Source organism: Nonomuraea sp. NPDC052116 (assembly GCF_040680035.1).
GTDB classification, from domain to species: domain Bacteria; phylum Actinomycetota; class Actinomycetes; order Streptosporangiales; family Streptosporangiaceae; genus Nonomuraea; species Nonomuraea angiospora_A.
This window is the reverse complement of sequence record NZ_JBFAWA010000004.1, coordinates 238120-263643: the sequence shown is the minus strand read 5'-3', so window position 1 is coordinate 263643 and position 25524 is coordinate 238120. Positions and strand designations below refer to the sequence as shown.

At 71.2% G+C, this 25524-nt stretch carries 22 protein-coding genes and 1 pseudogene; 9 read left to right on the top strand and 14 right to left on the bottom strand.

Annotated elements, in window-relative coordinates:
- Nucleotides 1-10: 10 nt before the first annotated feature.
- Nucleotides 11-3097: a BTAD domain-containing putative transcriptional regulator gene (locus tag AB0L65_RS09285; protein WP_364242341.1), complete on the top strand. Its 3087-nt coding sequence runs from the start codon at nucleotides 11-13 to the stop codon at nucleotides 3095-3097.
- Here AB0L65_RS09285 and AB0L65_RS09280 read toward each other — a convergent pair.
- Nucleotides 3020-3826 (bottom strand): annotated as a pseudogene (locus AB0L65_RS09280) (histidine kinase); the annotation flags it as partial. The gene AB0L65_RS09285 and the pseudogene AB0L65_RS09280 sit on opposite strands and share 78 nt — an antisense overlap.
- A 408-nt stretch (nucleotides 3827-4234) precedes the next feature.
- Here AB0L65_RS09280 and AB0L65_RS09275 point away from each other — a divergent pair.
- Together AB0L65_RS09275 and AB0L65_RS09270 are read left to right on the top strand one after the other, a co-directional pair.
- Nucleotides 4235-4423, top strand: coding sequence for a hypothetical protein (locus AB0L65_RS09275; RefSeq protein WP_364242339.1), 189 nt, complete (start codon nucleotides 4235-4237; stop codon nucleotides 4421-4423).
- 123 nt (nucleotides 4424-4546) lie between these two features.
- On the top strand, nucleotides 4547-5686 hold the full coding sequence (locus tag AB0L65_RS09270; RefSeq protein WP_350725751.1) for a cystathionine gamma-synthase: 1140 nt from the start codon (nucleotides 4547-4549) through the stop codon (nucleotides 5684-5686).
- Between the two features lie 16 nt (nucleotides 5687-5702).
- Here the strand turns inward: AB0L65_RS09270 and AB0L65_RS09265 are convergent, their stop codons facing one another.
- Nucleotides 5703-6134 (bottom strand): hypothetical protein, encoded by a 432-nt coding sequence (locus tag AB0L65_RS09265; RefSeq protein WP_364242336.1) that lies wholly within the window; start codon nucleotides 6132-6134, stop codon nucleotides 5703-5705.
- Between the two features lie 10 nt (nucleotides 6135-6144).
- Nucleotides 6145-6270, bottom strand: a complete 126-nt coding sequence (locus AB0L65_RS09260) for a hypothetical protein (protein ID WP_364242334.1) — start codon at nucleotides 6268-6270, stop codon at nucleotides 6145-6147.
- A gap of 138 nt (nucleotides 6271-6408) precedes the next feature.
- On the opposite strand from AB0L65_RS09260, the gene AB0L65_RS09255 reads away from it, so the two are divergent.
- Nucleotides 6409-6831, top strand: coding sequence for a DUF6292 family protein (locus AB0L65_RS09255; protein ID WP_350725745.1), 423 nt, complete (start codon nucleotides 6409-6411; stop codon nucleotides 6829-6831).
- Between the two features lie 484 nt (nucleotides 6832-7315).
- Here the strand turns inward: AB0L65_RS09255 and AB0L65_RS09250 are convergent, their stop codons facing one another.
- Nucleotides 7316-7795: a YcxB family protein gene (locus AB0L65_RS09250; RefSeq protein ID WP_364242330.1), complete on the bottom strand. Its 480-nt coding sequence runs from the start codon at nucleotides 7793-7795 to the stop codon at nucleotides 7316-7318.
- Between the two features lie 391 nt (nucleotides 7796-8186).
- Here AB0L65_RS09250 and AB0L65_RS09245 point away from each other — a divergent pair, with 391 nt between their 5' ends.
- Entirely contained in the window at nucleotides 8187-11432 is a 3246-nt protein-coding gene (locus tag AB0L65_RS09245) for a BTAD domain-containing putative transcriptional regulator (protein ID WP_364242327.1), read from the top strand.
- On the opposite strand, the gene AB0L65_RS09240 is transcribed toward AB0L65_RS09245, so the two are convergent.
- Nucleotides 11417-12118, bottom strand: a complete 702-nt coding sequence (locus AB0L65_RS09240) for a hemerythrin domain-containing protein (RefSeq protein ID WP_364242325.1) — start codon at nucleotides 12116-12118, stop codon at nucleotides 11417-11419. The genes AB0L65_RS09245 and AB0L65_RS09240 overlap by 16 nt on opposite strands.
- 115 nt (nucleotides 12119-12233) lie before the next feature.
- Between AB0L65_RS09240 and AB0L65_RS09235 the strand changes: the two genes are divergently transcribed.
- Nucleotides 12234-13187 carry a pyridoxamine 5'-phosphate oxidase family protein gene (locus tag AB0L65_RS09235; protein WP_364242323.1) on the top strand — a complete coding sequence of 318 codons (954 nt, stop codon included), beginning with the start codon at nucleotides 12234-12236 and terminating at the stop codon, nucleotides 13185-13187.
- 191 nt (nucleotides 13188-13378) lie between these two features.
- A complete protein-coding gene (locus tag AB0L65_RS09230) occupies nucleotides 13379-14101 on the top strand; it encodes a hypothetical protein (protein WP_364242320.1) in 723 nt (240 codons plus the stop codon).
- Between the two features lie 70 nt (nucleotides 14102-14171).
- On the opposite strand, the gene AB0L65_RS09225 is transcribed toward AB0L65_RS09230, so the two are convergent.
- The 4 genes from AB0L65_RS09225 to AB0L65_RS09210 all read right to left on the bottom strand — a co-directional run bounded on the left by AB0L65_RS09225 (nucleotide 14172) and on the right by AB0L65_RS09210 (nucleotide 18933).
- Nucleotides 14172-14651 carry a GNAT family protein gene (locus AB0L65_RS09225; RefSeq protein WP_364242317.1) on the bottom strand — a complete coding sequence of 160 codons (480 nt, stop codon included), beginning with the start codon at nucleotides 14649-14651 and terminating at the stop codon, nucleotides 14172-14174.
- A 33-nt stretch (nucleotides 14652-14684) separates the two neighbouring features.
- On the bottom strand, nucleotides 14685-16703 hold the full coding sequence (locus AB0L65_RS09220) for a hypothetical protein (RefSeq protein WP_364242314.1): 2019 nt from the start codon (nucleotides 16701-16703) through the stop codon (nucleotides 14685-14687).
- Between the two features lie 30 nt (nucleotides 16704-16733).
- Entirely contained in the window at nucleotides 16734-17447 is a 714-nt protein-coding gene (locus tag AB0L65_RS09215) for a hypothetical protein (protein ID WP_364242311.1), read from the bottom strand.
- 94 nt (nucleotides 17448-17541) lie between these two features.
- Complete coding sequence (locus AB0L65_RS09210; RefSeq protein WP_350725727.1) at nucleotides 17542-18933, bottom strand: sigma 54-interacting transcriptional regulator; 1392 nt, start codon at nucleotides 18931-18933, stop codon at nucleotides 17542-17544.
- Nucleotides 18934-19104: 171 nt separating this feature from the next.
- Here AB0L65_RS09210 and AB0L65_RS09205 point away from each other — a divergent pair, with 171 nt between their 5' ends.
- Nucleotides 19105-20274: an FIST N-terminal domain-containing protein gene (locus tag AB0L65_RS09205; protein ID WP_364242825.1), complete on the top strand. Its 1170-nt coding sequence runs from the start codon at nucleotides 19105-19107 to the stop codon at nucleotides 20272-20274.
- A gap of 93 nt (nucleotides 20275-20367) precedes the next feature.
- Here AB0L65_RS09205 and AB0L65_RS09200 read toward each other — a convergent pair whose 3' ends face one another.
- The 5 genes from AB0L65_RS09200 to hppD all read right to left on the bottom strand — a co-directional run bounded on the left by AB0L65_RS09200 (nucleotide 20368) and on the right by hppD (nucleotide 24689).
- Nucleotides 20368-21033, bottom strand: a complete 666-nt coding sequence (locus AB0L65_RS09200; protein WP_364242309.1) for a hypothetical protein — start codon at nucleotides 21031-21033, stop codon at nucleotides 20368-20370.
- Nucleotides 21030-21575, bottom strand: coding sequence for an RNA polymerase sigma factor (locus AB0L65_RS09195; RefSeq protein ID WP_364242306.1), 546 nt, complete (start codon nucleotides 21573-21575; stop codon nucleotides 21030-21032). The genes AB0L65_RS09200 and AB0L65_RS09195 overlap by 4 nt, the downstream gene beginning before the upstream one ends.
- A gap of 72 nt (nucleotides 21576-21647) precedes the next feature.
- Entirely contained in the window at nucleotides 21648-23060 is a 1413-nt protein-coding gene (locus AB0L65_RS09190) for a M1 family metallopeptidase (RefSeq protein ID WP_364242303.1), read from the bottom strand.
- 44 nt (nucleotides 23061-23104) lie between these two features.
- Complete coding sequence (locus AB0L65_RS09185; protein WP_364242301.1) at nucleotides 23105-23545, bottom strand: RDD family protein; 441 nt, start codon at nucleotides 23543-23545, stop codon at nucleotides 23105-23107.
- Nucleotides 23546-23579: 34 nt separating this feature from the next.
- Nucleotides 23580-24689 carry a 4-hydroxyphenylpyruvate dioxygenase gene (gene hppD, locus AB0L65_RS09180; RefSeq protein ID WP_364242298.1) on the bottom strand — a complete coding sequence of 370 codons (1110 nt, stop codon included), beginning with the start codon at nucleotides 24687-24689 and terminating at the stop codon, nucleotides 23580-23582.
- Nucleotides 24690-24792: 103 nt separating this feature from the next.
- On the opposite strand from hppD, the gene AB0L65_RS09175 reads away from it, so the two are divergent.
- On the top strand, nucleotides 24793-25272 hold the full coding sequence (locus AB0L65_RS09175) for an Lrp/AsnC family transcriptional regulator (protein ID WP_350725715.1): 480 nt from the start codon (nucleotides 24793-24795) through the stop codon (nucleotides 25270-25272).
- Nucleotides 25273-25524 lie beyond the last annotated feature (252 nt).

Below are 25524 nucleotides of genomic sequence, written 5' to 3'. Positions count from 1 at the left end.
GAATACTGACGTGGTGCGATTCGGGGTGCTGGGACCGCTGGAGGTCCGGGCCGAGGACGGCAGGCCCGTCCCGGTGGCCGAGCCCAAAGTACGCGCGCTCCTGGCGGACCTGCTGGCCCACGGGGGCGGGCCGGTCTCGGCGGACCGGCTGATCGACGACCTCTGGGGCGCCGCGACCGGCCGCAACCCGGTCGGCACCCTCCAGGCCCGCGTCTCCCAGCTGCGCCGGGCCCTCGGCGACCCCGGCCTGGTCGTGCACGGCCCCGCCGGCTACCGGCTGGCCGCCCACGACTGCGACGCCGGGCGATTCCGCTCCCTCGTGGAGCGCCGATCCCCTGATCCCCGCACGCGCGCGGCCGAGCTGGAGCAGGCGCTGGCGCTGTGGCGCGGGCCCGCGTACGCCGACTTCGCCGACGCCGCCTTCGCGCTCCCTGAGGCCGCGCGCCTGGAGGAGACGCGCCTCGCGGCGCTGGAGGAGCAGGCGGAGGTACGCCTGGAGCTGGGCCGGCCCGTGGACCTGGGCGACCTGGTGGCCCGCCACCCGCTGCGCGAACGGCTGGTCGCCGCCCACATGACGGCGCTCTACCGGGGCGGGCGGCAGAGCGAGGCCCTGGCCGCGTACGAGGGCCTGCGCAGGCGGCTGGGGGAGGACCTGGGGCTCGACCCGTCACCCGCGCTGGCCGACCTCCACCAGGCCATCCTGCGCCAGGACCCCGGCCTGACGCCCGCTTCCTCGGTGGCGCCCGCCACCAACCTGCCCGCGCCGCTCACCGACCTGGTCGGCCGGGAGGGGGAACTGGCCGACGTCCGTGCGCTGCTCGCCGCCTCCCGCCTGGTGACCCTCACCGGGCCGGGCGGCGTCGGCAAGACCCGGCTCGCCCTGGCCGCCGCCGCCGACGCGGGGCCGGACTTCCCCGACGGGGTGTGGCTGGCCGAGCTGGCGGGGGCGGCCGAGCCCGCCGAGGCGGTCGCGGCCGTGCTCGGCGTGCGGGACGACGACGCCGCCCCGCTCGCGCCCAGGCTGGCCGGGGCGCTGGCGGGCAAGCGCATGCTGCTCGTCCTCGACAACTGCGAGCACCTGGTGGAGCAGGCGGCCGAGCTGGCCGCCGCCCTCCTGCGCGCCGCCCCCGGGCTGCGCGTGCTGGCCACGAGCCAGGAGCCGCTGGGCGTGACGGGCGAGTCCGTACGCGCGGTGCCGCCCCTGCCCGAACCCGAGGCCGTACGGCTCTTCACGGCCCGGGCGAACGTCCCACCGAGCGAGACCGTGGCCACCATCTGCCGGCGCCTCGACGGCATCCCGCTGGCGCTCGAACTGGCCGCCACCCGCGTGCGCGCCCTCGGGGTGCGGGAGCTGGCCGACCGGCTGGACGACCGGTTCAGGCTGCTCAGCGCGGGCATGCGGGACGCGCCGGCGCGGCAGCGCACGCTCCGGGCGATGATCGACTGGAGCTGGGAGCTGCTGAGCGAACCCGAGCGCGTCGTGCTGCGGCGCCTGGCCGTGCACGCCGACGGGTGCACGCTGGACGCGGCCGAGGAGGTGTGCGCCGAGCCCGGCGTGGACGTGCTCGACACCGTGGCCAGGCTGGTCGACCGGTCGCTGGTGGTGCGCGTGGCCGGGCCGCGCTACCGCCTGCTGGAGTCCGTGACGGCGTACTGCGTGGAGCGGCTGCGGGAGGCGGGCGAGTACGACGCGATCAGGGAGCGCCACGCCCGCCACTACACGGCCCTGGCCGAACGGGCGGACCTCAAGGGGCCCGGGCAGCGGGAATGGCTCGCCCGGCTCGACGCCGAGAGCGCCAACCTCCGGCTCGCCCTCGCGGGACCGGAGCCGCTGCGCCTGGTCAACGCCCTGGCCTGGTACTGGGTCCTGCGCGGCCGCCTGCGCGAGGCCCGCCGCTCCCTGTCGGCGGCCCTGGGGACGCAGGCCACCTCCGGGGCGGAGGCGGCGCGGGCGTCGGTCTGGCTGGCCGGGATCGAGCTGCTGATCGGCGAGCCCGCCTCGCCGGTCCGGCGGGCCGAGCTCGACCCGGCGGGCGCGGCGCTGGCCGACTGGTTCCTGAGCCACGTCCGGTGGGCCTACGGCGACCGGCGGGCGCACGAGGTGGCGGCGGAGCGGGCGCTGGCGGCCTACCGGCAGCTGGGCGATCGGTGGGGAGTGGCGGCGGCGCTCTGCCTGCGCGGGAAGCTCGCCGTCGGCCGGGCCGACCTGGCGGCGATGGAACGCGACGGCGAGCGGGGCCTGGCGCTCTTCAGGGAGCTCGGGGACGAATGGGGGCAGATCGAGGCCATGGACGTGCTCGACCGGGCGGCGGAGATCCGCGGCGACTACGCCAGGGCCGCCCGGCTGCGGGAGGAGGCGCTGCGGCTGGCGGAGGAGCTGGGGTTCGAGGTGTCGTTCAGGGTGGCCGCGCTGGGCCGGATCGCGATGTTGTCCGGCGACTACGGGCGGGCCGACGACCACCACGAGCGCGCCAGGCGGCTGGCGGTCGAGCAGTCGTACAAGTCCGCCGAGGAGAACGCCGTGCTCGGCCTGGCCCTGAGCGCCCGGCGGCAGGGCAGGTACGAGGAGGCGGAGTCGTACCTGCTGTCCCTGCTCGACTGGCTGCGGCAGGTGCGGGGGACGCCCGGGATCGCGTTCGTCATGGCGGAGCTGGGCTTCGCGGCCGAGCAGCGCGGAGCCGCGGCGCTCGCGCTGGCCAGGCATCGCGAGGGGTACGAGGCCGCGCGGGCGAGCGGCGATCCCCGGGCGGTCGCGCTGGCGCTCGAGGGCCTGGCGGGAGCCCTGTCGCTCGACCCAGGGGGCAGGCCCGTGGAGGCGGCCAGGCTGATCGGGGCGGCCATGGCCATGCGGGCGGCGGCGGGGGCGCCCCTGCCGGTGGGCGAGCGGCTGGACGTGGAGCGGATCGTCGGGCGGGTGCGGGCCGTCCTGGGCGGCGAGGCGTTCGAGCGGGCCCTACGGGAGGGGGAACTCGGCGACCACCTCCCAGGCGCCCTCGGCGGACGGGCCCGCGTAGAGCCTGCCGCCCAGCGCCTCCACCCGCTCGGCCATCCCGACCAGCCCGAACCCGCCGCCGAGGCGCGACACCTTCGGATCTGACCCCGACCCGAAGTTCCGCACCCGCAGCACCACCACCCTCTCGAAGCGCCGCAGACCCGCCTCGACCCAGGCGGTACGGGAGGCGTGCTTGCGGATGTTGGTCAGCGATTCCTGGAGCACCCGGTGCAGGGTGGTCATGACCTCGGGCGGCAGCGTGCGATCGTCCAGCCCCTGCCCGATCTCGAACGCCACCTTCGGCCCTTCGGCGGAGAACCGCTCGGTCAGCATCCGCAGGTCGGCCAGCGTGACGCCGGGTTTGCGGGCCGCGTCGTCCTCGGTGCGCAGCACCGTGACCATGCGCCGCATCGAGGTCAGCGCCTCCGACCCGGCCGTGGCGATCGCGTCGAGCGCGGGCGCCACCGCCTCCGGCTTGGTCTCGGCGACCGTACGCGCGGCCTGGGCCTGGACCACGATGCCCGTGATGTAGTGGGCGACCAGGTCGTGCAGCTCCCTGGCGAGTTCGAGGCGCTCGGCCCGCCGTACCGAATAGACGGCCTCCGTGCGGCGCTCCTGCTGGAAGCGGAGGTAACCGCCGACCCCGGCCGCCGTCGACCACCCCGCGAACAGCAGGAACGAGAACGCCAGCCCCGAGTCGTTGTACTTGCGGCCGACGGCCTCGGCCAGCAGCACGATCAGGCCCACGCACGCGAGCACGGCCGCCCGCCGCACCGGCTCCACGTGCCGCAGCACGCCGATGATCAGGATGAGCAGCGATCCCGTCTCCGCCATGCCGGGCACGCCCCGCAGTTCGGTGCTGCCGATGACGATCGACACGCTGAACGACAGGGCCAGCATGATGCTGAACCCCTCGATCCGGTAGCGGCGCCGCAGCACCACGGCCGCGATGCCGGCCGCGCCGCAGAACGGCACGAGCCACTGGACGCCTCCGGTGACGCCGGCCAGCACGAGGTCGAGCAGCAGCATCATGCCCAGCCAGCCGATCATCGCGATCTCGCTCAGCCGCCGGATCCAGTACACGATGCGCTTGCTCTCCACCACGGCCTCGAGCCTAGGCCGGAAGTCGGACATCTCGTATCAGCCGTTCGGCCGAGACGGGTGGCCGGAGACCAGTCCTTCAGCGGAGGCGGGAGCCATGGGGTGTCGCCGATGCTGGGAGATGTCGGAAGGGGACAGGAAATGGTTGCCATCGGATTCGTGCTGCTGGGTGTCGGGCTGCTGGTGGGGGTGCTGCTCGCGCTGGCCGACCCGGTGCTGCTCTCCCGCATCAACGGGGAGCCCGCGGAGGGCGGCAGCGGCCGGTTCATCGAGGCGGATGTCGTACGGCTCCGGCCTCGCTCAGAGGACCACGAGTCCAGGGCGGCCTGAGGACCTGGCTCGCGCGGGCATGGTGCGCGAGCCATCGCGGGGGCCGTTGGGGGACGGTGCCCGCGAGCGGCCCGCGATCCGGAGGGGACGGATCGCGGGCCGACTTCCATTAACGTGGCGGGTATGAGCAACGGTTTTGAGACGCTGGCCATCCACGCAGGTCAGGAGCCCGACCCTACGACGGGTGCCGTGGTGCCGCCGATTTACGCGACCTCCACCTACAAGCAGGACGGCGTGGGCGGTCTGCGCTCCGGATATGAGTACAGCCGTTCGGCCAACCCCACCAGGACCGCGCTCGAAGAGGCGCTGGCGGCGGTGGAGAGCGGCGTGCGCGGGCTCGCGTTCGCGTCGGGGCTGGCCGCCGAGGACACCCTGCTGCGCACGGTGTGCAAGCCGCAGGATCACGTCGTCATTCCGAACGACGCGTACGGCGGGACGTACCGGCTGTTCGCCAAGGTTCACCAGCGCTGGGACCTGCACTACGACCCGGTCCCGCTGCACGACCTCGACGCCGTCGCCGCGGCGATGACGCAGAAGACCAAGATCGTATGGGTCGAGACGCCCACCAACCCGTTGCTCGGCATCGCCGACATCGCCGGGCTGGCGCAGCTGGCCCACGACAACGGGGCGCTGCTGGTGGTGGACAACACGTTCGCGTCACCGTACCTGCAGCAGCCGCTCCAGCTGGGCGCGGACGTCGTCGTGCACTCGACCACCAAGTACGTGGGCGGCCACTCCGACGTGGTCGGCGGGGCGCTGGTGACCGTCGACCGCGGCCTCGGGGAGGAGCTGGCCTACCACCAGAACGCGATGGGCGCGGTGGCCGGGCCGTTCGACGCGTGGCTGACGCTGCGCGGGCTCAAGACCCTGGGTGTACGCATGGACCGCCACTGCGACAACGCCGAACGCGTCGTCGACCTGCTGCTCGCGCACCCGCGGGTGACCCAGGTCCTCTACCCGGGGCTGTCCGAGCACACGGGGCACGAGGTGGCGGCCAAGCAGATGCGGCGGTTCGGGGGCATGGTGTCGTTCCGCGTCGCCGGGGGCGAGGCAGAGGCCGTGGAGGTGTGCAACCGGGCGAAGCTCTTCACGCTCGGGGAGTCCCTGGGCGGGGTGGAGTCGCTGATCGAGCACCCGGGCAGGATGACGCACGCCTCGGTGGCCGGATCGCCGCTGGAGGTGCCCGCCGACCTGGTGCGGCTGTCGGTCGGCATCGAGACCATCGACGACCTGCTCGCCGACCTCACCCAGGCGCTCGCCTGAGCGGCTGCCCGGGCCTCTAGCCCGGCACTACCATCAGGAACAGGATCACCAGCCAGATCACGGACACGAGCCCGCTGATCGCGGCGATCCTCCCGATCTGCACCTTCGCGTCGTCCTCGGGGCTCTCGCTGGAGAGCGCCCGCAGGGCGGTGCGCAGGTCGCGGTCGATGATGACGAGCAGCACGGCGGCCACGATGAACAGCGTCATCGAGGCCGTCATGTACCACTTGCCGAGCAGCCCGTCGCCGAGCACCGCGCCGAGCGCCACCCCGAACACGAACACGCCCAGGGCACCGAGGCTGTAGATCCTCGTCATGCGCTGGATGATCTGCAGCGCGGGCACGTTCTTGTTGCGGATGACGCGCGGCGCGGTCATCGTCGCGGCGGTGACCGGGCCGATGGTGAAGATCGCGAAGGCGATGTGCAGCCAGAGAAGCAGGGACGACATGCCCGAGAGACTAGTCCCCGGTGATCTCGGCAGTGGACTCGACACTCTCTTTGCTCTTTTCGGAGCACCACATGATCATTTCTGTGGCCGCGACGGCGACGACCATCAGGACGATGAGCAGAACCGTGGCTATCATGGGCACCCCTCCTTCCCCGTATCCGACGTAAATATCGTCCGTAATGACTAGACGGCTGTGCAACGGAATAAGTTCGGCGCGGGTATGGTTGGTCACTGTCATTTTTTCTTACCGTTAGGGCACAAGGGGGTGCCGTCCGTGGCCATCAGGCACGTCAAGCCGTACTCCGACGAGTGGCTGCAGCAGCCGACGAGCTATGTGCGGCAGGTCATCGGCGTACTGGGACCTGAGGTGGCGGACTGGTGGGAGGGCCCCTGCGATCCGCGTGACGCGACGCTGAAGCTCGCGGACGGGGCCGTCCTGGTCTGGGACGAGGAGAGCGGCTGGCGGCTGGGCACGTTCGTCTCGGGCGGCCGTGGGGCCCACACCGAGCTGACCGGCATCCGCTACCTGGGCCACGGCCTCCTCCCCAAACCGGAACGCGTCCCCTCGGCCCTCAGCGACGCCAGGGCGGGAGTCGGCGCCAGCTCGGCCTGGCGGCCCTGCTACCGATCCCACCGCAACTGCCACGACGGCTTCGACGTGGCCCTCGACTTCTACTCCCGCCTCATCGACGCCTGACCCTCAACTGCGCGGGCCTTCGCGGGGCGGACACGCTTCGCGCGGATGCGGCTACGGGCTCCTCTTACGGGGGAGCCAAGCTCCCCCGGACCCCCGGTGGTGGGCCGGTTACCGTCTGGTTGTGGCGTCATCCTGGAAGCGCCACGCTGAATGCCGGCCTCGTGGGTAAGGCCGCTCTCCCGCCCGTTGACCGATTGGGTGGTTGACCTGCTGGAGCCCGCCCTAGCGGCTGAGCAGGCACGTCGCCGGCCGTCTGGACAACGGCGAGGTCGGATTGCGGACCAGCTCGTCCATCCGTGCACCGTCGGGCCAGGCCGGGTCGGCGGACCCCTGAGGGTGAGCTTCGTGAGGCGGGCCGCCATGTCAGGGGCATCGACAGGGCTGGAAGCGGAGGTGCCGGCGTAACCTTTGGCGTGCCGAGTTGAGTACAGGTGAACGGGCTCTGACGCTGATCTTGTGACGTGGCCATCGGGCGATAGCCGGCTCAGGAGGCTCCCGCATTCTGCCGTGCGGCCAGGAAGTCAATGAGTTCGGCCTGTTGCTCGCTGTTGAAGGCACGTTTGGGGAGGAATGCCGCGGGCTGCCTGTTCACGAAGAACAGCCAGAACTCTGGAGTTGTCACGACTTGTCCGAACATAGACCACTGCATCGTGGTGCTGTACTGCTCTGTTCGGCACTCGTACCCTTCGCTGGTCACCCGAATCGTCGTAGGCACGCACATATAGGCGAGCTGTCGCGCGGTGAGCCGGCGGATCGCCCGGGTCGCCGCGAAGGGAGCCACGGCCGCTGCGACGAGCATGCCCGCACCCACGAAGACGGCATCGGCCCAGATGCAAGTGAGTCCTGCCACGACCAGGACCGAGGGAAGGAAACGATAGACCGCGGTGAGTTGCCGTTTGAGACTTTGGCGTAGCGCCCGCGCCACTTCGTCGGGAGCGGGTTCATATCTGATCGTGAAGTCCACCAGTACTCCTTCGCCTGAGCTGCCGATCATCATTCACTGACCAGCACCACGTCGCAAACCCTCACGCCTGTCAGCGAGGAGCCGTTCCAGGTCACAAGATCAGCGACAGAGCCCGTTTACCTCTACCTCGCTTAGCGCTGGAAGCCGTACGCCGACAGGAGGCCCGGCTCTTGAGCCCCGCCATTCACCGCCACGTCGCCATGGCGTCGCCGCCGTGGTCCCTCGGCACCTGCATCGCCGCCGTGCCGGATCGGAAGCCAAGGACCCGTGCCGGTCCCGGGCCTGGGCACGCCACGACGGAGCCGCCACCCGGGGCCGAGGCAGCGCCGTGGTGAACCACACCAGCCCTCCTTGTCGTAAGATCAGGCGACTTCATGAGGGTGGTAGGGCTGTGGACTTCCGTGTGCTGGGCCCGCTGGAGGTCGTCGGCGACGACGGGCGGTCGTGTCAGATCGGCTCGCTGAAGATGCGGGCGCTGGTGTGCGGGCTGGTGCTGGCGGAGGGCCGGCCGGTGGCCCCGAGTGCGTTGATCGACCGGTTGTGGGGCGAGGAGCCGCCGGCCGAGGCGATGGCGTCGCTGCACTCGTACGTGTCCAACCTGCGCCGCCTGCTGGAGCCCGGTCGCCGGGCCAGGGCGCAGAGCCGGTTGCTGACGTTCGGGCCGGTGGGTTACACGCTGGCGATCGATCCGGAGCAGGTGGACTCGACGCGGTTCCTGCGCCTGGTCGGGCAGGCCGAGCAGGCGGCCGAGCCCGCCGAGGCGGAGCGGCTGGCGGGCGAGGCGCTGGTGCTGTGGCGCGGCGAGCCGTACCAGGAGCTGGACGACCAGGCGTATGTGACCGCCGTCAGGGCGCGGCTCACCGAGGCCCGGGAGCGGGCCCGCGAGCTGCGGGTGAGCGCGGTCATCCAGCAGGACCGCCACGGCGAGTTGCTGGGCGAGCTGGAGGCCCTGACCCACGAGCACCCGCTGCGCGAACGGCTGTGGGCGTTACGGGCGCTGGCGCTCTACCGGAGCGGCCGCCAGGGCGAGGCGCTGGAGACGCTGCGCACGGCCCGCCGGATCCTGGCCGAGGAGCTCGGCATCGACCCGGGCGAGGAGCTGCGCGTTCTGGAACGCGACATCCTCGACCAGGCCCCGGCCCTGTTCCCCCACCGGCCGCCGCAGCCGCCCGAGCCGCGGGTGGCCGAGAGGGGGATCACGGGCCGGCAGGAGGAGCTGGCCGCGCTGGACGGGCTGCTGGAAGCGGCGGCGGCGGGCCGGACGGGGTTCTCGCTGATCACCGGGGAGCCGGGGATCGGCAAGACGCGGCTGGCCGAAGAGCTGGTGAGTCGCGCCCGTGCCAGGGGTTTCACGGTCGCGGTGGGGCGGTGCGCGGCGACGGAGGGCGCGCCGGCGTTCTGGCCGTGGGTGACGGTGCTGGAGCGGCTGGCCGACACGCTGCCGCCACTGCCGGCCGACGTGCGCGCGAACCTGCCCGGAGTCGGCTCCGCGACCGGGACCGACCCCGAGGGCGCGAGGTTCCGCACCTACGGAGCGGCGGCACAGGCGCTGACCGCGGGCCGGCGGCCGGTGCTGGTGGTGCTGGACGACCTGCACTGGGCGGACCGGTCCTCGCTGCGGCTGCTGAGCTACCTGGCCGAGTACGTGCTGGACGGCAGGCTGGCCGTGGTGGGCACGGCACGCGACTGGCCGCCGCCGGAGGGCGCGCTGGCCGAGGCGTTCGAGGCGCTGTCGCGCCGGCAGGCGGTGCGGCTGCCGCTGTCCGGCCTTTCGCCGTCCGACCTGGCCGAGCTGACCCCGGCGGGCACGGACGTGTGGGCGATCAGGGACCGTACGAACGGCAATCCGTTCTTCGTCACGGAGCTGATGCGTTACCTGGAAGCCGGATCGCCGGGCCGTGGCACGCTGCCGCTGGGCGTGCGGGACGTCGTGCTCGGCCGGGTGAACCGGCTGCCCGAGCCGTCCGCCGAGTTGTTGCGGGTGGCGGCGGTGGCCGGGCGGGAGTTCGACGTGACGATCGTGGCCGAGGCAGCCGGGCTCGACCTGGACGCGGCGCTGGACCGGCTGGAGCCCGCCATGGCCGCCGCCCTGGTCGCGGAGGGTCGGCCCGGCCGGTTCCGGTTCGTGCACGCGCTGGTGCAGGAGGCGCTCACCGAGGTGGTGCCGGTGCTGCGGCGGGCCCGGCTGCACGCCGCCGTGGCCGCCGCGATCGAGTCGCGTACCGGCGGCTCGGCCTCCGACCGGCTGGCCGCCGCCGCCCATCACTGGTTCCAGGCGATTCCCGCGGGCCACACCGCGCGTGCCTGGCGGGCGGCGTGGCGGGCGGCGGAGGAGGCCAAACGGCTGCGCGCGTACGACGTGGCCGTCGAGCTGCTGGAGCGGGCCGGCCAGGTGGCCGAGGACGACCCCGAACTGGGCCCGGCCGAGCGGATGGACCTGCTGTTCGCGCTGGCCGAGGCCAGGTTCGGGGCGGGCGACTCGATGGGGCAGGAGGCCGAGCTGACGCGGCTGCGCCGGCTGGCCAAGCAGGAGGGCGACCGGCGGCGCTGGATCGAGGCCGCGACCGGGTACGGCGGCCGCATCCTGCAACCCTGGAAGGTCTACGGCGACCACGACGCCGATCTGCTCGCGGACCTGACGGAGCTGGCCGCCGACGAAGGGCTGGAACCGTCGGCCCGGGCCCGGGTGCTGGCCTGCCTGGCGCTCCAGGCGTACTACCTGCCGGGGTGTGACCCCGTGGAGCGGGACCGGTGGAGCGCCGAGGCGACGCGGCTGGCCCGCCAGGAGAACGACGCGACGCTGCTGGGCCGGGTGCTGTTCGCTCGCTACTACGCGCTGCTCGACCCGGATTCGGTGCGTCAGCGGCTGGAGGCGGGGGAGGAGATGGCCCGCGCCGGGCTGGAGGCGGGCGACGACGAGCTGCGCACGATCGGGCTCACCTGCCAGGGCGGCACGCTGCTGGAGCTGTGCCGGGTGCCGGAGGCCCTGGACGTGCTGGCCGAGGCGGAGCGGCTGATCGGCCGTACGCAGATGCCGTACCTGCGGATCATCCTCGACTGGCTGCGGCTCGGCGTCATCGTCCACCGCGGTGACCTGGAGGCGGCCGAGTCGCTGCTCGCGGCCACCGCCGCCGAGCAGCGCGCCACCTCGATGTGGGGTCCGGAGAGCACCGCGGCCGGCGCCACCTACCAGGTCGCGCTCATGCGCCTGCGCCGCGGGGAGGCGGATGCGATGCAGCCGCCGCAGGAGATCTCACACGACCAGCTCGACCAGTTCAACCTGGACGGGTACGCCCACTACCTGGTGGTCAGCGGCCACCTGGAGGAGGCGCGGCGGGTGCTCGGGCCGTGGGAGCGGCAAGCGCCGGTCCCGCGCACGTTCGTCTACCTGTTCTGGCTGGTCATCCGCTGCGAGACCTGGGCGGGGCTGGGCGACCGGCAGGCCTGCGCCGACCTGTACGAGGAGGCGTCCCCGTACGCCGACCGCATGGGGATCGCCGGGCTGAGCCTGCTGATGTGGCCGGTCAGCCGGTCGCTGGCGCAGCTGGCCGAGGCACTGGGCGACGCTGAGGCGGCGCGGCGGCATGCCGAGCACGCCGAGAGCGTGGAGCGGGAGCTGGCTCAGCCCCACAGGTAGCCCGTGCGCCGCCGGTAGCGACCGCCGGCCAGGGTGTTGAGCAGCACCATCGGCCTGGGGGAGGTCCTGCGCAGATGGGCCTCGACCTCGGGCGGCAGCTCGGAGGTGATCCAGCCGACCAGCGTGATCAGCTTGCGGAGACCGTACTGCTTCATGATCGTCTTGTGTCCCTCCGCGTCCTCCTCCGGAGTGATGTGGGCCATCATCAGCGGGATCCCGTCGGTCTCCTCGTGCGCCAGGTGCGCGCCGAGGGTGTCGGCCAGCGCGCGCAGGGCGGTCATGAGCGGCTCGCGCCGCTCCTCGGACGGGCCGGCGTCGAACGCCTGGAAGGCGTCGGTGCTCTCGCGGATCCAGTGGTCGCAGGCCTCGTGCTCGGCCTCCAGCGCGTCGATCGTGCCGATCGCCTCCGGCGCCCGCTCCCGCAGCCGCGGCCAGACCGTCTCGTCCTCGGCGGTGTGGTGGTGGTGCAGCACGAACAGCACCCACGCGTGGTGCTCGCGCAGGGCGGTGATGCGCCGGCGGTCGCCGAGGCGGACCCGGCCGATCGCGGTGATCAGGTGGCCGAGGTCGCGGCGGAAGCCGTAGTGCGCCAGGTACATGTTGGTCATGTCGAGCGGCCCCGGCGCGGCGGCGGCCTGACCGGGCAGCGTGATCTGCGGCACGTTCGGGTGTGCGGCGGTGCGCATTGTCGTGCTCCTTCTGGTTTGTCAGGGTGCCGTCATCGTGGCCTCCCGGTCTTGGGCGGTTCTTGAGAACCGACTCCAAGAACGGCCCAAGACACCGTCATTAGCGTGCGCGGGCATGACCCTCACGCTCCCCACCACGACGTTCCGGAGCTCCGTGGTGTGCGCCTACACCTCGCTCACCCGCGACGGGCGGCCCATCACCTGGCCCGTCACCCCGTACACCGGGTCCCGCGGCACCATCGACGTCAGCACCGGCCTGACCTATCCCGACAAAGCCGAGCGGGCGCGCCGTGATCCGCGCGTCGCGCTGCTGTTCGAGGGCGATCCGGTGGTGCTGGTGCAGGGCCGCGCCACCGTCCGCGACGCCGACCTGCAGGCCAACACCGACCGGTACGTCCGCGAGTCCCAGGCCAAGATCCCGGACGCCTTCGCTGGGCTGCCGTGGTTCCTGGTCAAGCGCTTGGCCTGGTACTTCGCGCGGATCTACATCGAGGTGACCCCTGAGCGGATCACCTGGTGGCCGGGCGGCGACCTGACCCGCGACCCGCTGACCTGGACCTGCCCGCCCGGCACCACGGCCCCCGCCTCGGACCCGGCCCCGTCGGGTCCCCGCCCGCCCGGCCGCTCCGCGCCGCCCGCCGACTGGCGCCCGTACGCCCGCCGGGCCCGCGACCTGGGGCGGCCGATCGTGTCGATGGTGGCGGACGGCCGGCCCGTGACCGTGCCCGCGCGCGCCTTCTCCCGCACCACGACCGGGTACGAGCTGGATCTGCCCGCCGGCGTGGCCGCCGTGCCCGGGCCGGTCTGCCTGACCTTCCACCGGCACGATCCCGGCATGCGCTGGCAGGAGAACGTCGTGCTGCTCGGCACCGCCACCGCCCAGGGCGACGACCGGCTCACCGTCGCGATCGACCGCGCGCTCCCTGACTGGAGCCTGCCGGAGGACCGCCGCCTGCGGACCCGTTCCTTTCTCGGCCGCGGCGGGCAGCTGAGGCGCCGGCTCCGGGCCGAGGCCGCCCGCCGCGCCCAGCAGGTGCCGAAAGTCCGCCTGCGGGCGGATCATTCGTAGCGCCTCGGGCGGTCGGCGCATCGCCTGCCTTGGACGGCTTGCGACGGTGGCGGCGCCGGCGGGCGTCAATCAGCGCCGGGGATCGCCCCGCTGGAGATTGGCCGGCCAGGGCCATGGCCGTGGTGCGTGGCCAAGCTGCCACCAAGCCCTCACCAAGGCCGGGGTCAAGCGCTCGCCAAGAGCGAATTCCTATGTTCGTCGATGCGACCACGACGGACGACATGCCGTTCCGAACGGAACGCATCGCGCCGGCAATTCGGCGCAGAGACTCGACCACGGCAAGGAGAAACATGCGAATCGCTAAATCCGCGCAGATCGTCGCGGCGGTCACGCTGGCCACGGCGGGATTGGTGAGCGTCACCGGTCCGGCCTGGGCCGGCGCGGCCTACGGAGAGTTCCAGAGCGGTAAGAGCCTCGGCGCGCAGACCAGTGGGTACGTGCCGGTGAAGTGCCCGTCCACGCTGCCGTACATCGTCGGTGTCGCCGGCGAGACGACGATCAGCTCAGAGGCGGACGCGCAGCACACGAGCCTCACCAAATTCGAGATCGACGACGCCAATCGGTCGGTGAAGGTCTACTTCTCCAATACGCAGTCATTCGAGGATGCGGCCCACCACCCGATCGATGTCTCGCTCACGGTCACCCTGGCCTGCTCGAACGAGAAACCGGCGCAGCCGCCTGTGCCGATGGTCAAGCAGCGGGTGGATGTGAACCCCCTCGGAACACTGGGAACCTTCATCCTGTGCCCGCCGAGTCATCCCAAGCTCAGGAACGCCATAGAGATCCATGAGCCCGGGCTGGTGAATGTGGGACTCTCGGACACTCCGGGAAGTCCTGGTGCCTCCGCCAGCTGGCGCAACGATGACGCCCTCTTCTACAGGCGAGGTGTGCTTCACGCGTACTGCACGACGTGACGGCCTGTGGACGATCACGCTCTGGGGGCCGGCACGGGCGCTCGACCGGGATCCGGCACGTCGGCACCCCTCAGGCCGCGGGAGAGGGTGGGGCCGGGGCGTGGAGGGTCAGCATGAGGTGCTGGTCCTCGCCGTGCCGCACCGTGCCGGACCGCTGGAAGCCGACCTTCTCCAGGAGCCGGACCGAGCCGGTGTTGCCTTCGTACGGGTCGGCGTAGAGCGGACGGGCCTTCTCCTGCTCCAGGAAGAGCGCCAGGGCCCGGGTGCCGATGCCGCGGCCCCAGAACTCGCGGCCGAACCAGTAGCCGATGAAGCGCCGCTCCTCCTCCCACCAGGCCACGATGTTTCCGGCCGGCTCGCCGTCGACGAGGACCGCCTGCACGAAGACGGCGGGGTCGGCCAGGATCCGGGTGGCCCAGTGGTGGAGGAAGCGCTCCCGGGGGCGGGGCGGGAACCTGGACCTCCGGGCCGCCTCCGGGTCGTGCTCCTGCGCCAGGAAGACCTCCAGATCGGCCTCCACCACATCCCGCAACCGCACATCATCGCTCATGGCGAGCGAGTCTGGCATACGGCACCGACAAACTCAGCGGGCGCGGCGCAGGCGGAGGAAGTCGCTGACCACGTACTCGCCCAGGCGCTCGGCGCTCGGCGAGAAGACGCGGCCGCCGTTCCTGCGGGCCACCTCGTCCACGAACTCCTTCAGCCGGTCGTCGGCGGCCAGCATGAAGACGTTGATCGTCGCCCGCCGCCGGGTCATCTTGTCGACCTCGGCCAGCGTGAGCTCCAGCGTCTCGTGCGACGGCGGCCACTCGAACGCCGACCTGCCGTTGCGCATGAGGTGGGCCGTGGGCTCGCCGTCCGTGACCACCAGCACCACCGGCTCGAAGTCGGGGTGGCGGTCGAGGTGGCGGCCGGCGATCAGGAGGGCGTGGTGCAGGTTGGTGCCCTGGACCATGTCCCAGTCGAGGCCGGCCAGCTCGTCGGGCTGCAGCACCCTGGCGTAGTTGGAGAAGCCGATGATCTGGACCGCGTCCTGCGGGAACTTGGACGCCACCAGCGCCTGGAGCGCCAGCGCCGTCTGCTTGGCGGCGGCCCAGGTGCCCCGCAGGGCCATCGAGTACGACAGGTCCACGAGGAGGCAGACGGCCGCGGCGGTGCGGCGCTCGGTCTCGGCCACCTCGAAGTCGTCCACCGAGAGGCGGACCCTGACGCGCCTGCCCGAACCGGCGGGCCCCGCGTCGCGCACAGCGGCCCCCGCGTCGCGGACGGCGGTGCCCGGGGTGGCGACGCCGCCGCTGCGCACGCCGTTCACCAGCGTCCGGACCACGTCGATGGGCTGCTCGTCGCCGAAGCGCCACGGCCGGGTCGAGCCCGTCAGCTCCCCGGCCGAGCCCGCGTCGTGCTGGTCGTGGTCGCCGCGGCGGCCCGCGTCGAGGGAGGAGAACACGCGGCGCAGCGCCGTCTCGCCCAGGCGGCGGACCGCCTTGGGGGTGAGCTCCAGCTTGCCCCGGCGGCGCAGGAGGTAGCCCTGCTCCTCCAGCTCGCGTTCGATGCGCTTGAGCGCCTCCAGGTCGTCTACGGCCGAGCGGCCGAGCGCACGGCGTATGGCGGACTCGTCGATGTCGTCCAGCCTGGCGCCCGGGTAGTCCTGCCGCAGGGCGGTCTCCAGCTGGGTGAGGTCGGCCAGCTCCTCAAGGGCCGTGACCGCGTCGCCCATGCCCAGGGGCTCTTCGCCGGTGAGGCGTTCGGGGGCGTTCCACGCCAGGTCGGGGCGGCGGGCGTAGAGGGCCTCGCCGAGGCGGCGCATCTCGTCGGAGAGCCCGGCCTGGTCGAGGGTCTGGTTGATCAGGCCGGCGAGCTCCTCGCGCTGACGCGGGGTCATCGAGGCCAGCATGCGCTGCGTGGCGGCGGCGCGGCGGGCCAGGATGTCGACGAGCTCCTCGAGGTTGCGCGGCTTTTCGGGGAACAAATCGCCATATTTCCCCATAAAGTCGTCAAAATCGGCCTGAGTGTGCTGGCCGCGGGAGTCCTTGTCCAGCATCTCGTTCAGGTCCGCCATCATCTGGCGGACGCGTTCCATCGCCTCGGGGTCGGGGTTGGCGAGGGCGTCCCGCAGGCCCCTGAACTGGCTGTCCAGGACCTCGCGCCGCAGCAGGTCGCGCAGCTCCTCGAACGTCTGGCGCGCCGCCGACGAGCGCCACTCGTACGTGCTCAGCTCCTGGATCGCGCTGGCCGTGTCCTCGGGCAGCCCGTCGAGCCCGGCCTCCCGCAGCCGCGCGTCGTCGGACGGGTCGGGGAACAGCTCGGCCCGCTCCTGCCCGATGGCCTTGTCAAGCAGCGCCCGCGCCTTCTCCAGCGTGCCGTCGAGCCGTCCGCGCTCGCGCAGGTCGCGCCGGCGCCGGCGCACCTCCCTGAGCATGTCGTCCAGCCCGCGGCGGTCCTGCGTGCCGGGCAGGCCGCGCTTGAGCAGGTCGCGCAGGGCGTGGACCGGCGTCGAACCGGACAGGATCGCGTCGCCCATCTCGTCGAGGGCCGCCCGCACGTCGTAGGGCGGGGCGAGGGGATCGGGGCCGTCGTGGTACTCACCATAGCGAAAGGCCATCACGCACCCACGCTAACCCGATCCGCCCGTTTACGCGTCCCCGAAGACCTCCCACACCTCGTTGACGCCGCCGGCCTCGGGGGTGTAGTCGATCTTCACCAGTACGGGGTGCTCCGCCGTCTTGAGCGCCTTGGTCAGGTCCGCCGAGGTGCACGACTTCTTGCCGAGCCCCTGCTTGTCGGCGTTGACCGGCCTGCCCGCCAGCCACCCGTCCCGGCAGCGCGCGGTGGCCCGGTAGAAGCTCGTGGCGTGCGTGTACCCGAGCTTGACGGTCTTTCCGCCGGTCGTGAACAGGACCGTCGTGTCGTTGACGCGATTGAGCGTGCCGCGGGCGGTGCGCGTGCCCGGCCACTCGGTGACCAGGAACTCGTTGATCTTGACGGCGTCCGTGCCCCGGTATTCGACGCGGAGCGGGACGGGGCCGCGGGCCAGCCCGTCGGTCAGATCCCCGGGTTCGCAGGCCGTCCGGCCCAGCCCCTTGGCGTCGAGGGCCACCTGGCCCTCGGTCTCCTTCAGGTCGCACGCCACCGTGACCCGGCCGAAGGAGGCGCCGGTGTAGTCGAGCCGCACCTCTTGTGCCCCGGCCACCGGCTTGAGCCGGTAGCTCCGGAACTCGCCCTTCCGCACGAAAGTGGCTGACTTGGGGACGATCCGCAGGTGCCCCTTCCCGTCGGCCCAGGCGTACCCGTACACGACCTTGGCCGCCGTGGTCTCGGCGGAGGCGGGCACGGCGACGAAACCCATGGCAAGAGCGGTGGCACAGGCAAGCAGGCGCATGGGCGGCCTCCCGGTCGGCGTGATCAGCTATCCACTATGACGCGGAAGACCGCCGATATGTTCATGTGCGGTAGACGCTCACTCCGTCAAGGTCTTCCTTGGACAGGCGCCGCATGAGGTAAAGACCCTCCAGCGCGAACTCCAGGGCTGCTGCCGCGTGCCCCGGCGACTCCTCGCCCGCGCCCATGCCGAGCCTGGACATGACCTTCGCCAGGCCCGTGACCGGGCCCATCCGGTGGAGCAGCTCGCCGGCGGGGACCAGCTCGCCCGACTCCACCTGGGTGCCCTCGGAGAACTTGTCGATGATCGCCGACAGGTCCATGCCGCCCAGCCGGGTCCTGAACGTCTCCGCCGTGGCCCGGCGCAGCAGGTGGGCGAGGATCTCGGTCTCCCTGCCCTCCTCGCTCACCTCGAACTCCACCTTGCCCCGCAGGCTGTGGACCACCGAGGCCAGGTCGACCACGCGCGTGACGGCCTGCTCCTCGCCCTGCAGCGCCGCCCTGCGCACGGCCGAGGCCGCGGCGGTCTCGGCGGCGGCGATCGAGAAGCGCGCCGACACGCCGGAACGGGCGTCCACCGCCGTGGACTCGCGTACGAGCCGGGTGAACCTGGCGATGACCTCGATCAGGTGTTCGGGGACGTCGGCCCCGATGTCCGGCACGGACTCCTGGCGGATGAGCGTCAGCTCGTCCTCGACGGTCAATGGGTAGTGGGTGCGGATCTCGGCGCCGAAGCGGTCCTTCAGCGGGGTGATGATCCGGCCCCTGTTGGTGTAGTCCTCGGGGTTGGCGCTGGCGATGAGCAGGATGTCGAGCGGGAGCCGCAGGTTGTAGCCGCGTACCTGGATGTCGCGCTCCTCCAGCACGTTGAGCAGCGACACCTGGATGCGCTCGGCCAGGTCGGGCAGCTCGTTGACGGAGAAGACACCGCGGTTGGTGCGGGGGACGAGGCCGTAGTGGACGGTCTCGGGGTCGCCCAGGGTGCGTCCCTCAGCGATCTTGATCGGGTCGACGTCGCCGATCAGGTCGCCCACGGAGGTGTCGGGCGTGGCGAGTTTCTCGCCGTAGCGCTCGTCGCGGTGCTTCCACGCGACCGGCAGCTCGTCCCCCAGCTCCCGCGCGAGGGCCTGACAGCGCGTGCAGGCCGGCGCGTACGGATGGTCGTTGATCTCGCAACCTTCGACGACTGGGGTCCATTCGTCCAGCAGACCGGTGATGGTGCGGATGAGCCGGGTCTTGCCCTGGCCGCGCTCACCGAGGAGGACCAGGTCGTGCCCGGCGAGCAGGGCCCGCTCCAGGTGTGGCAGGACGGAGTCGTCGAAGCCCACGATGCCGGGGAATCGTGGCTCGCCTGCCCGCAGCTTGGCAAGCAGGTTCTCCCGGACTTCGGCTTTGACGGTGCGATGAACGTGGCCGCTCTCTCGCAACTCGCGGAGAATACGTGGCTGATGCACGGGAACGAGACTACGTCCCCCGCGAGCGATGCGGCAGAGAGTTTCGCATCTGGCGCAGATTTCGGATCTCGACCATTGCGTGACGTTTCGTGCGCGTGCTTGTCCTTTTAGTGGGGAGAATCGGGCCTAGGGAACTTTGACATGTCGAGGGAGGCGAGACTCGTGGCCGTTATGACTAGCCGCTTCGCCGACGGCCTCGCCGTGGGTTCCGACCTGGTGGGGGCCGCGGAGACCGCCGTGGGCCAGGCCCTGTCGAGGCTCAGTGGCCGGGCCGACCTGGTCTGTTTCTTCATCTGCGGCGATGATCCCGAGGACGTCGCGCGGGCCGGTGAGGCCGCTATGAGGCTCGCGCCCGACGCGCACGTGGTCGGATGCAGTGCCACGGGGGTGATCGGCGACGGACAAGGGGTCGAACTGCTGCCCGCGGTGAGCGCGTGGGCGGCGACCTTGGACGGCGCCCGGCTGACGACCTTCCAGCTGGAGACGCTGGCGGCCGAGGACAGGTTCGTGGTGGTCGGGCTGCCCGAGCGGGGCGCCGATGATCATGTGGCGATCCTGCTGGCCGACCCGTACACGTTTCCGACCGACGCCTTCGTCGAGCGCTCCGTCGATGTGCTCGGCGACCTGCCGTTGATCGGCGGGCTGGCCAACGGGTTGCAGGGACGGGGCTCCGTACGGCTGTTCGCCGACGGCGAGGTCTACACCGAGGGCGCGATCGGCGTGCTGATCAGCGGCCCGGTCAGGATCAGCACCGTCGTCAGCCAGGGCTGCCGCCCGATCGGGCCCAGCATGGTCGTCACCGCGTCGGAGGACAACCTGCTGCTGGAGCTGGCCGGGCAGCCCGCGCTGGCCCGGCTGGAGGACATCGTCAGCGAGCTGGACGAGGACGACCGCGAGCTGGTCGCCTCCGGCCTGCAGATCGGCGTGGCCATGGACGAGTACGCCGAGCGCCACGAACGCGGCGACTTCCTCATCAGGGGAGTCATCGGCATCGATCCCGAACGCGAGGCCGTGGCCATCGGCGACATCGTGGAGATCGGCAGGACCGTGCGTTTCCAGGTACGCGACGCGGCCACCGCCGACGAGGACCTGTACGACCTGCTGGACGCCCATCGGGAGCAGCTCGGCAAGGTGGACGGGGCGCTGCTGTTCTCGTGCAACGGACGGGGCTCGGCCATGTTCGGCACGGCCGACCACGACCCGGTCGCCCTGCGTGACACGCTGGGGCCCATCGGCATGGCCGGCTTCTTCGCCGCCGGCGAGGTCGGGCCGGTGGCGGGCCACAACCATGTGCACGGGTTCACGGCGTCCGTCCTGGTGTTCTCCAGCTCCGGCCCGTGACACGCGCCTGAAGGCCCGGCGGCCCCGTCTGCTCGGGAGGGCCACCGGGCCTGGACAGGGCCGGTCGGGCCCTGGTGGGCCCTGGCGGGTGGGTTACTCGGTCGCCGAGTCGGTGCTGGGGCCCTGCCCCTCGTCTCCGGTGCTGGTGTGGAAGCCGCCCCCGCCGTCCTGGGCGCCGGGACCGGGCATCGCGGTCGGCTCGCAGGGCGCGACCGGCCCCTTCACGACGGTGAGCGACATCCCGAACGGCGGCTGGTCGTCGCCGGCCTTGCTCTTCGAGACGGCCATCACCAGCGTCGAGCCCTCCGGAACCTCCCCCTTCTCGATCATGAACGAGGTCACGTTGTCCGACCGGCCGAAGCTCACCGCGAACTCGCCCGGACCGTTCCCGTTCGCGCCACGCGGCATCTTGCAGGTCTGCCCCTCGGGCAGGTAGTCGACGATCGCCTTGACCCCGGCGTCGGCCAGGTCGGCCTGGAGCCCCTCCGGGTCGTCGAACTTGTTGATCTTCACGGTGATCACCCCGTTGGCCCCCTCGGTCACCGCGTACGCCGGGCTGCCGTTGAGTCCGGACAGCACCACCGCCGTCGCTGTGGCGGCCGCCGCGACCCCCGCCAGCGCGGCGGCCAGCCCCACGTAGCGCCGCCGGGAGCTGCCGCGCCTGGCCGGTGTCACAGTCGTCGTCACGTCGTCCTCCGCCGTTCTCGTCGTGATCTCTTCCTTGAGTGCACTGAGAAGGCGCTCCTCGAAATTGCTCATGCCTGTCCCTCCACGTACACGGGTGCCGGCGAAGCGACGTTCTCAAGGGCCCGTCTTGCCCGGTGCAGTCTGACTCGTACGGTCACCTGCCTGATCCCCAGGACCTCGGCGACCTCGGCGACGGTGAGCTGGTCGATCGCGACGAGCTCCAGCACCGCGCGCTCGCCCTCCGGCAGGCCGCGCATGGCCTCCAGGGAGCCGCGCATCCGGCGCTCGGCGTCGATCCGCTCCTCCATCCGCACGAGGTCGTCGTCGTCCATCAGCCGCCGGCCGGCGACGCGGCCGGTCGCCCGCGCCTCCCGGGCCGCCTGCCGATGCCGGGCCGACACGACGTTGCGCGCAACGCCGTACAGCCAGGCGATCTCGGTGCCCCGGCCGGGCACGTAGGTGTGCGCCGAGTCAAGCACCGCCAGGAAGATGTCCGCCGTCAGGTCGGCGGCGAGGTGAGGGTCGCTCACCCGCCGGACCACGAAACGCATGACGGCATCGACGTGGCGGCGATAGAAGGCCTCAAAGGCCGCAGGGTCTTCGTTGAGGCGCACTGGCCTCGCTCCCTTCGTCGTTCGCCTTACATCCGTACTTGGACCGAGCGACGAGAAGCGTTTCCCCGCAGGTCAGCTGGGGCGGCGGGGCTGGAAGAGCCAGGCGTCGAAGAGCGGGCGGAGGTTTTTGCCCGACAGTTGCTCGGAGAGGGCGATGAACTCCTCCGTCGTGACGTGACCGTAGCGGTGGTCGGCGGTCCACGTCTTGAGCAGCCTGAAGAAGGTGTCGTCGCCGATCGCGTCGCGCAGGGCCTGCAGCGTCATGGCGCCGCGCGTGTAGACCGACGCGTTGAACAGGTCGGAGGGCTTGGCCCGCCCCGGCGGGTAGGCCCACATCGGGTCGTCGGCCGGGCGGGCGTGAAGGTCCTTGAAGATGGCCTTTGCGGTCTTCGTGCCCTTGTGCTCCTGCCACAGCCACTCCGCGTACGTGGCGAAGCCCTCGTTGAGCCAGAGATCCTTCCAGCGCTTGAGGGTGAGGCTGTCGCCGAACCACTGGTGGGCCAGCTCGTGCGCGATGATGGTCGCGTCGGGCTCGAAGCCCCCGTAGAGCGGCTTGGTCTGGTTTTCCAGCGCGTAGCCGGCCATGTAGTCGTCGATGACGCCGCCGGTCGAGGAGAACGGGTAGGGGCCGAAGACCGTCGACCAGTAGTCGGTGACCTCGCCGGAGAGCTGGTAGAGCTTGTCGAGCGAGCTCTTGAACTTGGGATCGACGGCGGCGAACTCCGGGATGCCGCCGGGGGTGCGGCCCTGGCGCAGGTCGAACTTGCCGAGCGTGGCGGTCGCCAGGTAGGTCGCCATCGGGTGGAGCTCGCGCCACCGGTAGGTGGTCTTGCCGCCGGCGGTCGTGGGCCGGCCCTGGAGCTCCCCGTTGGACACGGCGGTCAGCCCGGCGGGCACGGTGATCGCGACGTCGAACGTGGCCTTGTCGGCAGGGTGGTCGTTGTTGGGGAACCAGGTCTTGGAGCCGTTGGGCTCGGAGGCCACGAACGCGCCGTCCGGGGTCGGGATGAACCCGTACGTGCCCAGGTTGTCGCTGTCCTCGGCGGCCTTGGGCCGCCCCGCGTAGACGACCTTGACAGTGAAGCGGGACCGGTTGCCGAGCGGGCGGGAGGGGGTCACGGTGAGCTCGTCGCCCTTCCGCCTGAACCTCGCCGCCGCGTTGTCGACGGTGACCTGGCGCACGTCGTAGCCGGCCAGGTCGAGGTTGAAGCTCGACAGGTTCTGAGTGGCGGCGGCCTGGATGGTGGTCCGGCCTTCGAGCTGCTTGGTCTTCGGGGTGTAGTCGACGGCCAGGTCGTAGTGGGACACGTCGTAGCCGCCGTTGCCGTCCTCGGGGAAGTCGGGGTCGCCGATGCCGGCGGCGCCCGGTCGGTAGTCGGTGACGGCGGGCGGGTCGTCCGCGCTCGCCGCCCGGCCGTCGGTGGGCGCACAGGCCAGCACACTCAGCGTGGCCAGCAGCGCCACCCCGCGTCTGTCGATACGCATTGGCAACACGCCCCTTCGGATCGTGACCAAAATCTTACGCTGAGTCAGGCATTCACCACGACCGTCCTGGCGGCCTTGTCATGGACCGCCTGTTTGCGAGCGTCGAAGAGGATCCAGCCGAGGTCCACCAGCGAGCCTACGCAGCAGACCCAGGCGAGCGCGGTCTCGACGATCTGTCTCACCGCGGCCTGCGCCACGGTGATCCGCGCGCCGTTCTCCTGCACGACCCGCATGCCGAACAGCCTCTTGCCGAGGGTCTGGCCGTTCCAGAAGGCGTGCAGGAGCCAGAAGTACAGGAAGGCCACGAGTCCGGCCAGGAAGGTGTGCTCCACCGGGTAGCGGTCCCAGGCCCCTCTGCTCCGGTCCCAGACGTACTCCCAGCTCGACCAGGTGAAGGGGGCGGAGATGACGTTGACGATGAGCCAGTCGAGGACGCCGGCGAACAACCGTCGCCAGCGTCCCGCCAGTCCCGGTGGTGTTCCCATGATGTCCTGATGACCACCACTAAGTCGGGACAAACTATAGATTGCCCCTTCGTTCCTGCTCCCGCTCGATCGCCTCGAACAGCGCCTTGAAGTTGCCCTTGCCGAATCCCAGCGAGCCGTGCCGCTCGATGAGCTCGAAGAAGACCGTGGGCCTGTCCTGCACCGGCTTGGTGAAGATCTGCAGCAGGTAGCCGTCCTCGTCGCGGTCCACGAGGATCTTCCGCCGCTTCAGCTCCTCGATCGGCGCCCGCACCTTGCCGATGCGCTCCCGCAGCTCGGGGTCGTCGTAGTACGAGTCGGGCGTGTCCAGGAACTGCACGCCGGCCGCCCGCATGTGGTCGACCGTGGTCAGGATGTCGTTGGTGGCCAGGGCGATGTGCTGCACCCCGGGGCCGCCGTAGAACTCCAGGAACTCGTCGATCTGCGACTTCCTGCGGCTGACGGCCGGCTCGTTCAGCGGGAACTTGACCTTGCGCGTGCCGTCGGCGACGACCTTGGACATGAGCGCCGAGTACTCGGTGGCGATGTCGTCACCGACGAACTCCGCCATGTTCGTGAAGCCCATCACCTTCTGGTAGAACTCCACCCACTCGTCCATCTTGCCCAGCTCGACGTTGCCGACGCAGTGGTCGATCGCCTGGAAGAGCCGCCCGCCCTTCGTCGCCGGCGGCGCCACCAGCGGCTCGGCGGCCACGTAACCGGGCAGGTGGGGGCCGCCGTAGTTGGACCTGTCGACCAGCGTGTGGCGCGTCTCACCGTAGGTGGCGATGGCCGCGACCTGCACCTTGCCGTGCTCGTCCTCCATCGTGTACGGCTCCGCCAGCCCCTCGGCCCCGTGGGCGACCGCGTACGCGTACGCCGCCTCCACGTCGGGCACCTGGATCGCCAGGTCGATCACCCCGTCGCCGTGCTCGGCCACGTGCCTGGCCAGGTCCGTGCCCGGGCGGACCGCGGCCCGGAACTCGAACGTGGCGCCGCCCGAGACCAGCACGTACGCGACCTCGTCCCGGCTGCCGTTCTCGGGCCCGCGGTAGGCCACCAACCTCATGCCGAACGCGGTCGAGTAGTAGTGGGCGGCCTGCTTGGCGTTGCCCACGGCGAACACGACGGCGTCCATGCCGTTGACCGGAAAGACATCATTCATACTGGCAACTCTCGATATCCCTGAGCTCAGTGCGCAAGAGTTACTTCAATCGGTGGACAACATGCCTAGCAGAGCTCCGGGAAATCGGGTAAATCTGTGCAGTATGACGATCGATGAACTGGACGCCAGGTTGATCACCCTCATGACGGAGGAGCCCCGCCTGGGGGTGCTCGAGTTCTCGCGCCGGCTCGGCGTGGCCCGCGGCACCGTACAGGCCCGGATGGACCGGTTGATCGCCAGGGGCGTGATCACCGGGTTCGGGCCGGACGTGTCGCCGGAGGCGCTCGGCTATGACGTCACCGCGTTTGTCAGCATGGAGATAAGACAGGTCGCCGGGCACGACCCGGTGGCCGACCGGCTGGCCGCCATCCCGGAGGTGCTGGAGGTGTACACGATCACCGGCGACAGCGATCTTCTCTGCCGCGTGGTGGCGCGGACAAATGCCGATTTGCAGCGGGTTATCGACCGAATCGTTGATGTACAGGGTGTGCTCCGGACTAATTCGATCATCGCCCTGGACACCCCGGTTCCCTATCGAGTGTTGCCGTTGGTCGCCGATGTTCCGCGCCGCGGTGACCGGTAGCCGTACTATCGCTAGGGGACGAGGCACCGTTATCGATCGTTTAGCCTTGACATTCGCCCAGCGCATGAGGGGTGACAAGGGGGGTCGAGGGTGCGGAGCGGCGGTGGCAACGGGATGCGAAAACGACGAGTACTCCGACTTCTACTGATTTCATTTGGCGCGGGAATCCTCGTACTCGTCGGGCTTTTCGCGGTCGCATGGGCGCTGACGCCTATTCCCGATTCCACGCAGAAGCAGGCCACCGCGCAGGGT

Excerpts from the sequence above, each read along its gene's own strand:
- AB0L65_RS09275 (WP_364242339.1), top strand. The coding sequence starts at position 4,235 with ATGGTTGCCATCGGATTCGTGCTGCTGGGTGTCGGGCTGCTGGTGGGG.
- AB0L65_RS09270 (WP_350725751.1), top strand. The coding sequence starts at position 4,547 with ATGAGCAACGGTTTTGAGACGCTGGCCATCCACGCAGGTCAGGAGCCC.
- AB0L65_RS09265 (WP_364242336.1), bottom strand. The coding sequence starts at position 6,134 with ATGTCGTCCCTGCTTCTCTGGCTGCACATCGCCTTCGCGATCTTCACC.
- AB0L65_RS09260 (WP_364242334.1), bottom strand. The coding sequence starts at position 6,270 with ATGATAGCCACGGTTCTGCTCATCGTCCTGATGGTCGTCGCCGTCGCG.
- AB0L65_RS09240 (WP_364242325.1), bottom strand. The coding sequence starts at position 12,118 with ATGCGCACCGCCGCACACCCGAACGTGCCGCAGATCACGCTGCCCGGT.
- AB0L65_RS09235 (WP_364242323.1), top strand. The coding sequence starts at position 12,234 with ATGACCCTCACGCTCCCCACCACGACGTTCCGGAGCTCCGTGGTGTGC.
- AB0L65_RS09230 (WP_364242320.1), top strand. The coding sequence starts at position 13,379 with ATGTTCGTCGATGCGACCACGACGGACGACATGCCGTTCCGAACGGAA.
- AB0L65_RS09225 (WP_364242317.1), bottom strand. The coding sequence starts at position 14,651 with ATGAGCGATGATGTGCGGTTGCGGGATGTGGTGGAGGCCGATCTGGAG.
- AB0L65_RS09220 (WP_364242314.1), bottom strand. The coding sequence starts at position 16,703 with ATGGCCTTTCGCTATGGTGAGTACCACGACGGCCCCGATCCCCTCGCC.
- AB0L65_RS09215 (WP_364242311.1), bottom strand. The coding sequence starts at position 17,447 with ATGGGTTTCGTCGCCGTGCCCGCCTCCGCCGAGACCACGGCGGCCAAG.
- AB0L65_RS09205 (WP_364242825.1), top strand. The coding sequence starts at position 19,105 with ATGACTAGCCGCTTCGCCGACGGCCTCGCCGTGGGTTCCGACCTGGTG.
- AB0L65_RS09200 (WP_364242309.1), bottom strand. The coding sequence starts at position 21,033 with ATGAGCAATTTCGAGGAGCGCCTTCTCAGTGCACTCAAGGAAGAGATC.
- AB0L65_RS09190 (WP_364242303.1), bottom strand. The coding sequence starts at position 23,060 with ATGCGTATCGACAGACGCGGGGTGGCGCTGCTGGCCACGCTGAGTGTG.
- AB0L65_RS09185 (WP_364242301.1), bottom strand. The coding sequence starts at position 23,545 with ATGGGAACACCACCGGGACTGGCGGGACGCTGGCGACGGTTGTTCGCC.
- hppD (WP_364242298.1), bottom strand. The coding sequence starts at position 24,689 with ATGAATGATGTCTTTCCGGTCAACGGCATGGACGCCGTCGTGTTCGCC.
- AB0L65_RS09175 (WP_350725715.1), top strand. The coding sequence starts at position 24,793 with ATGACGATCGATGAACTGGACGCCAGGTTGATCACCCTCATGACGGAG.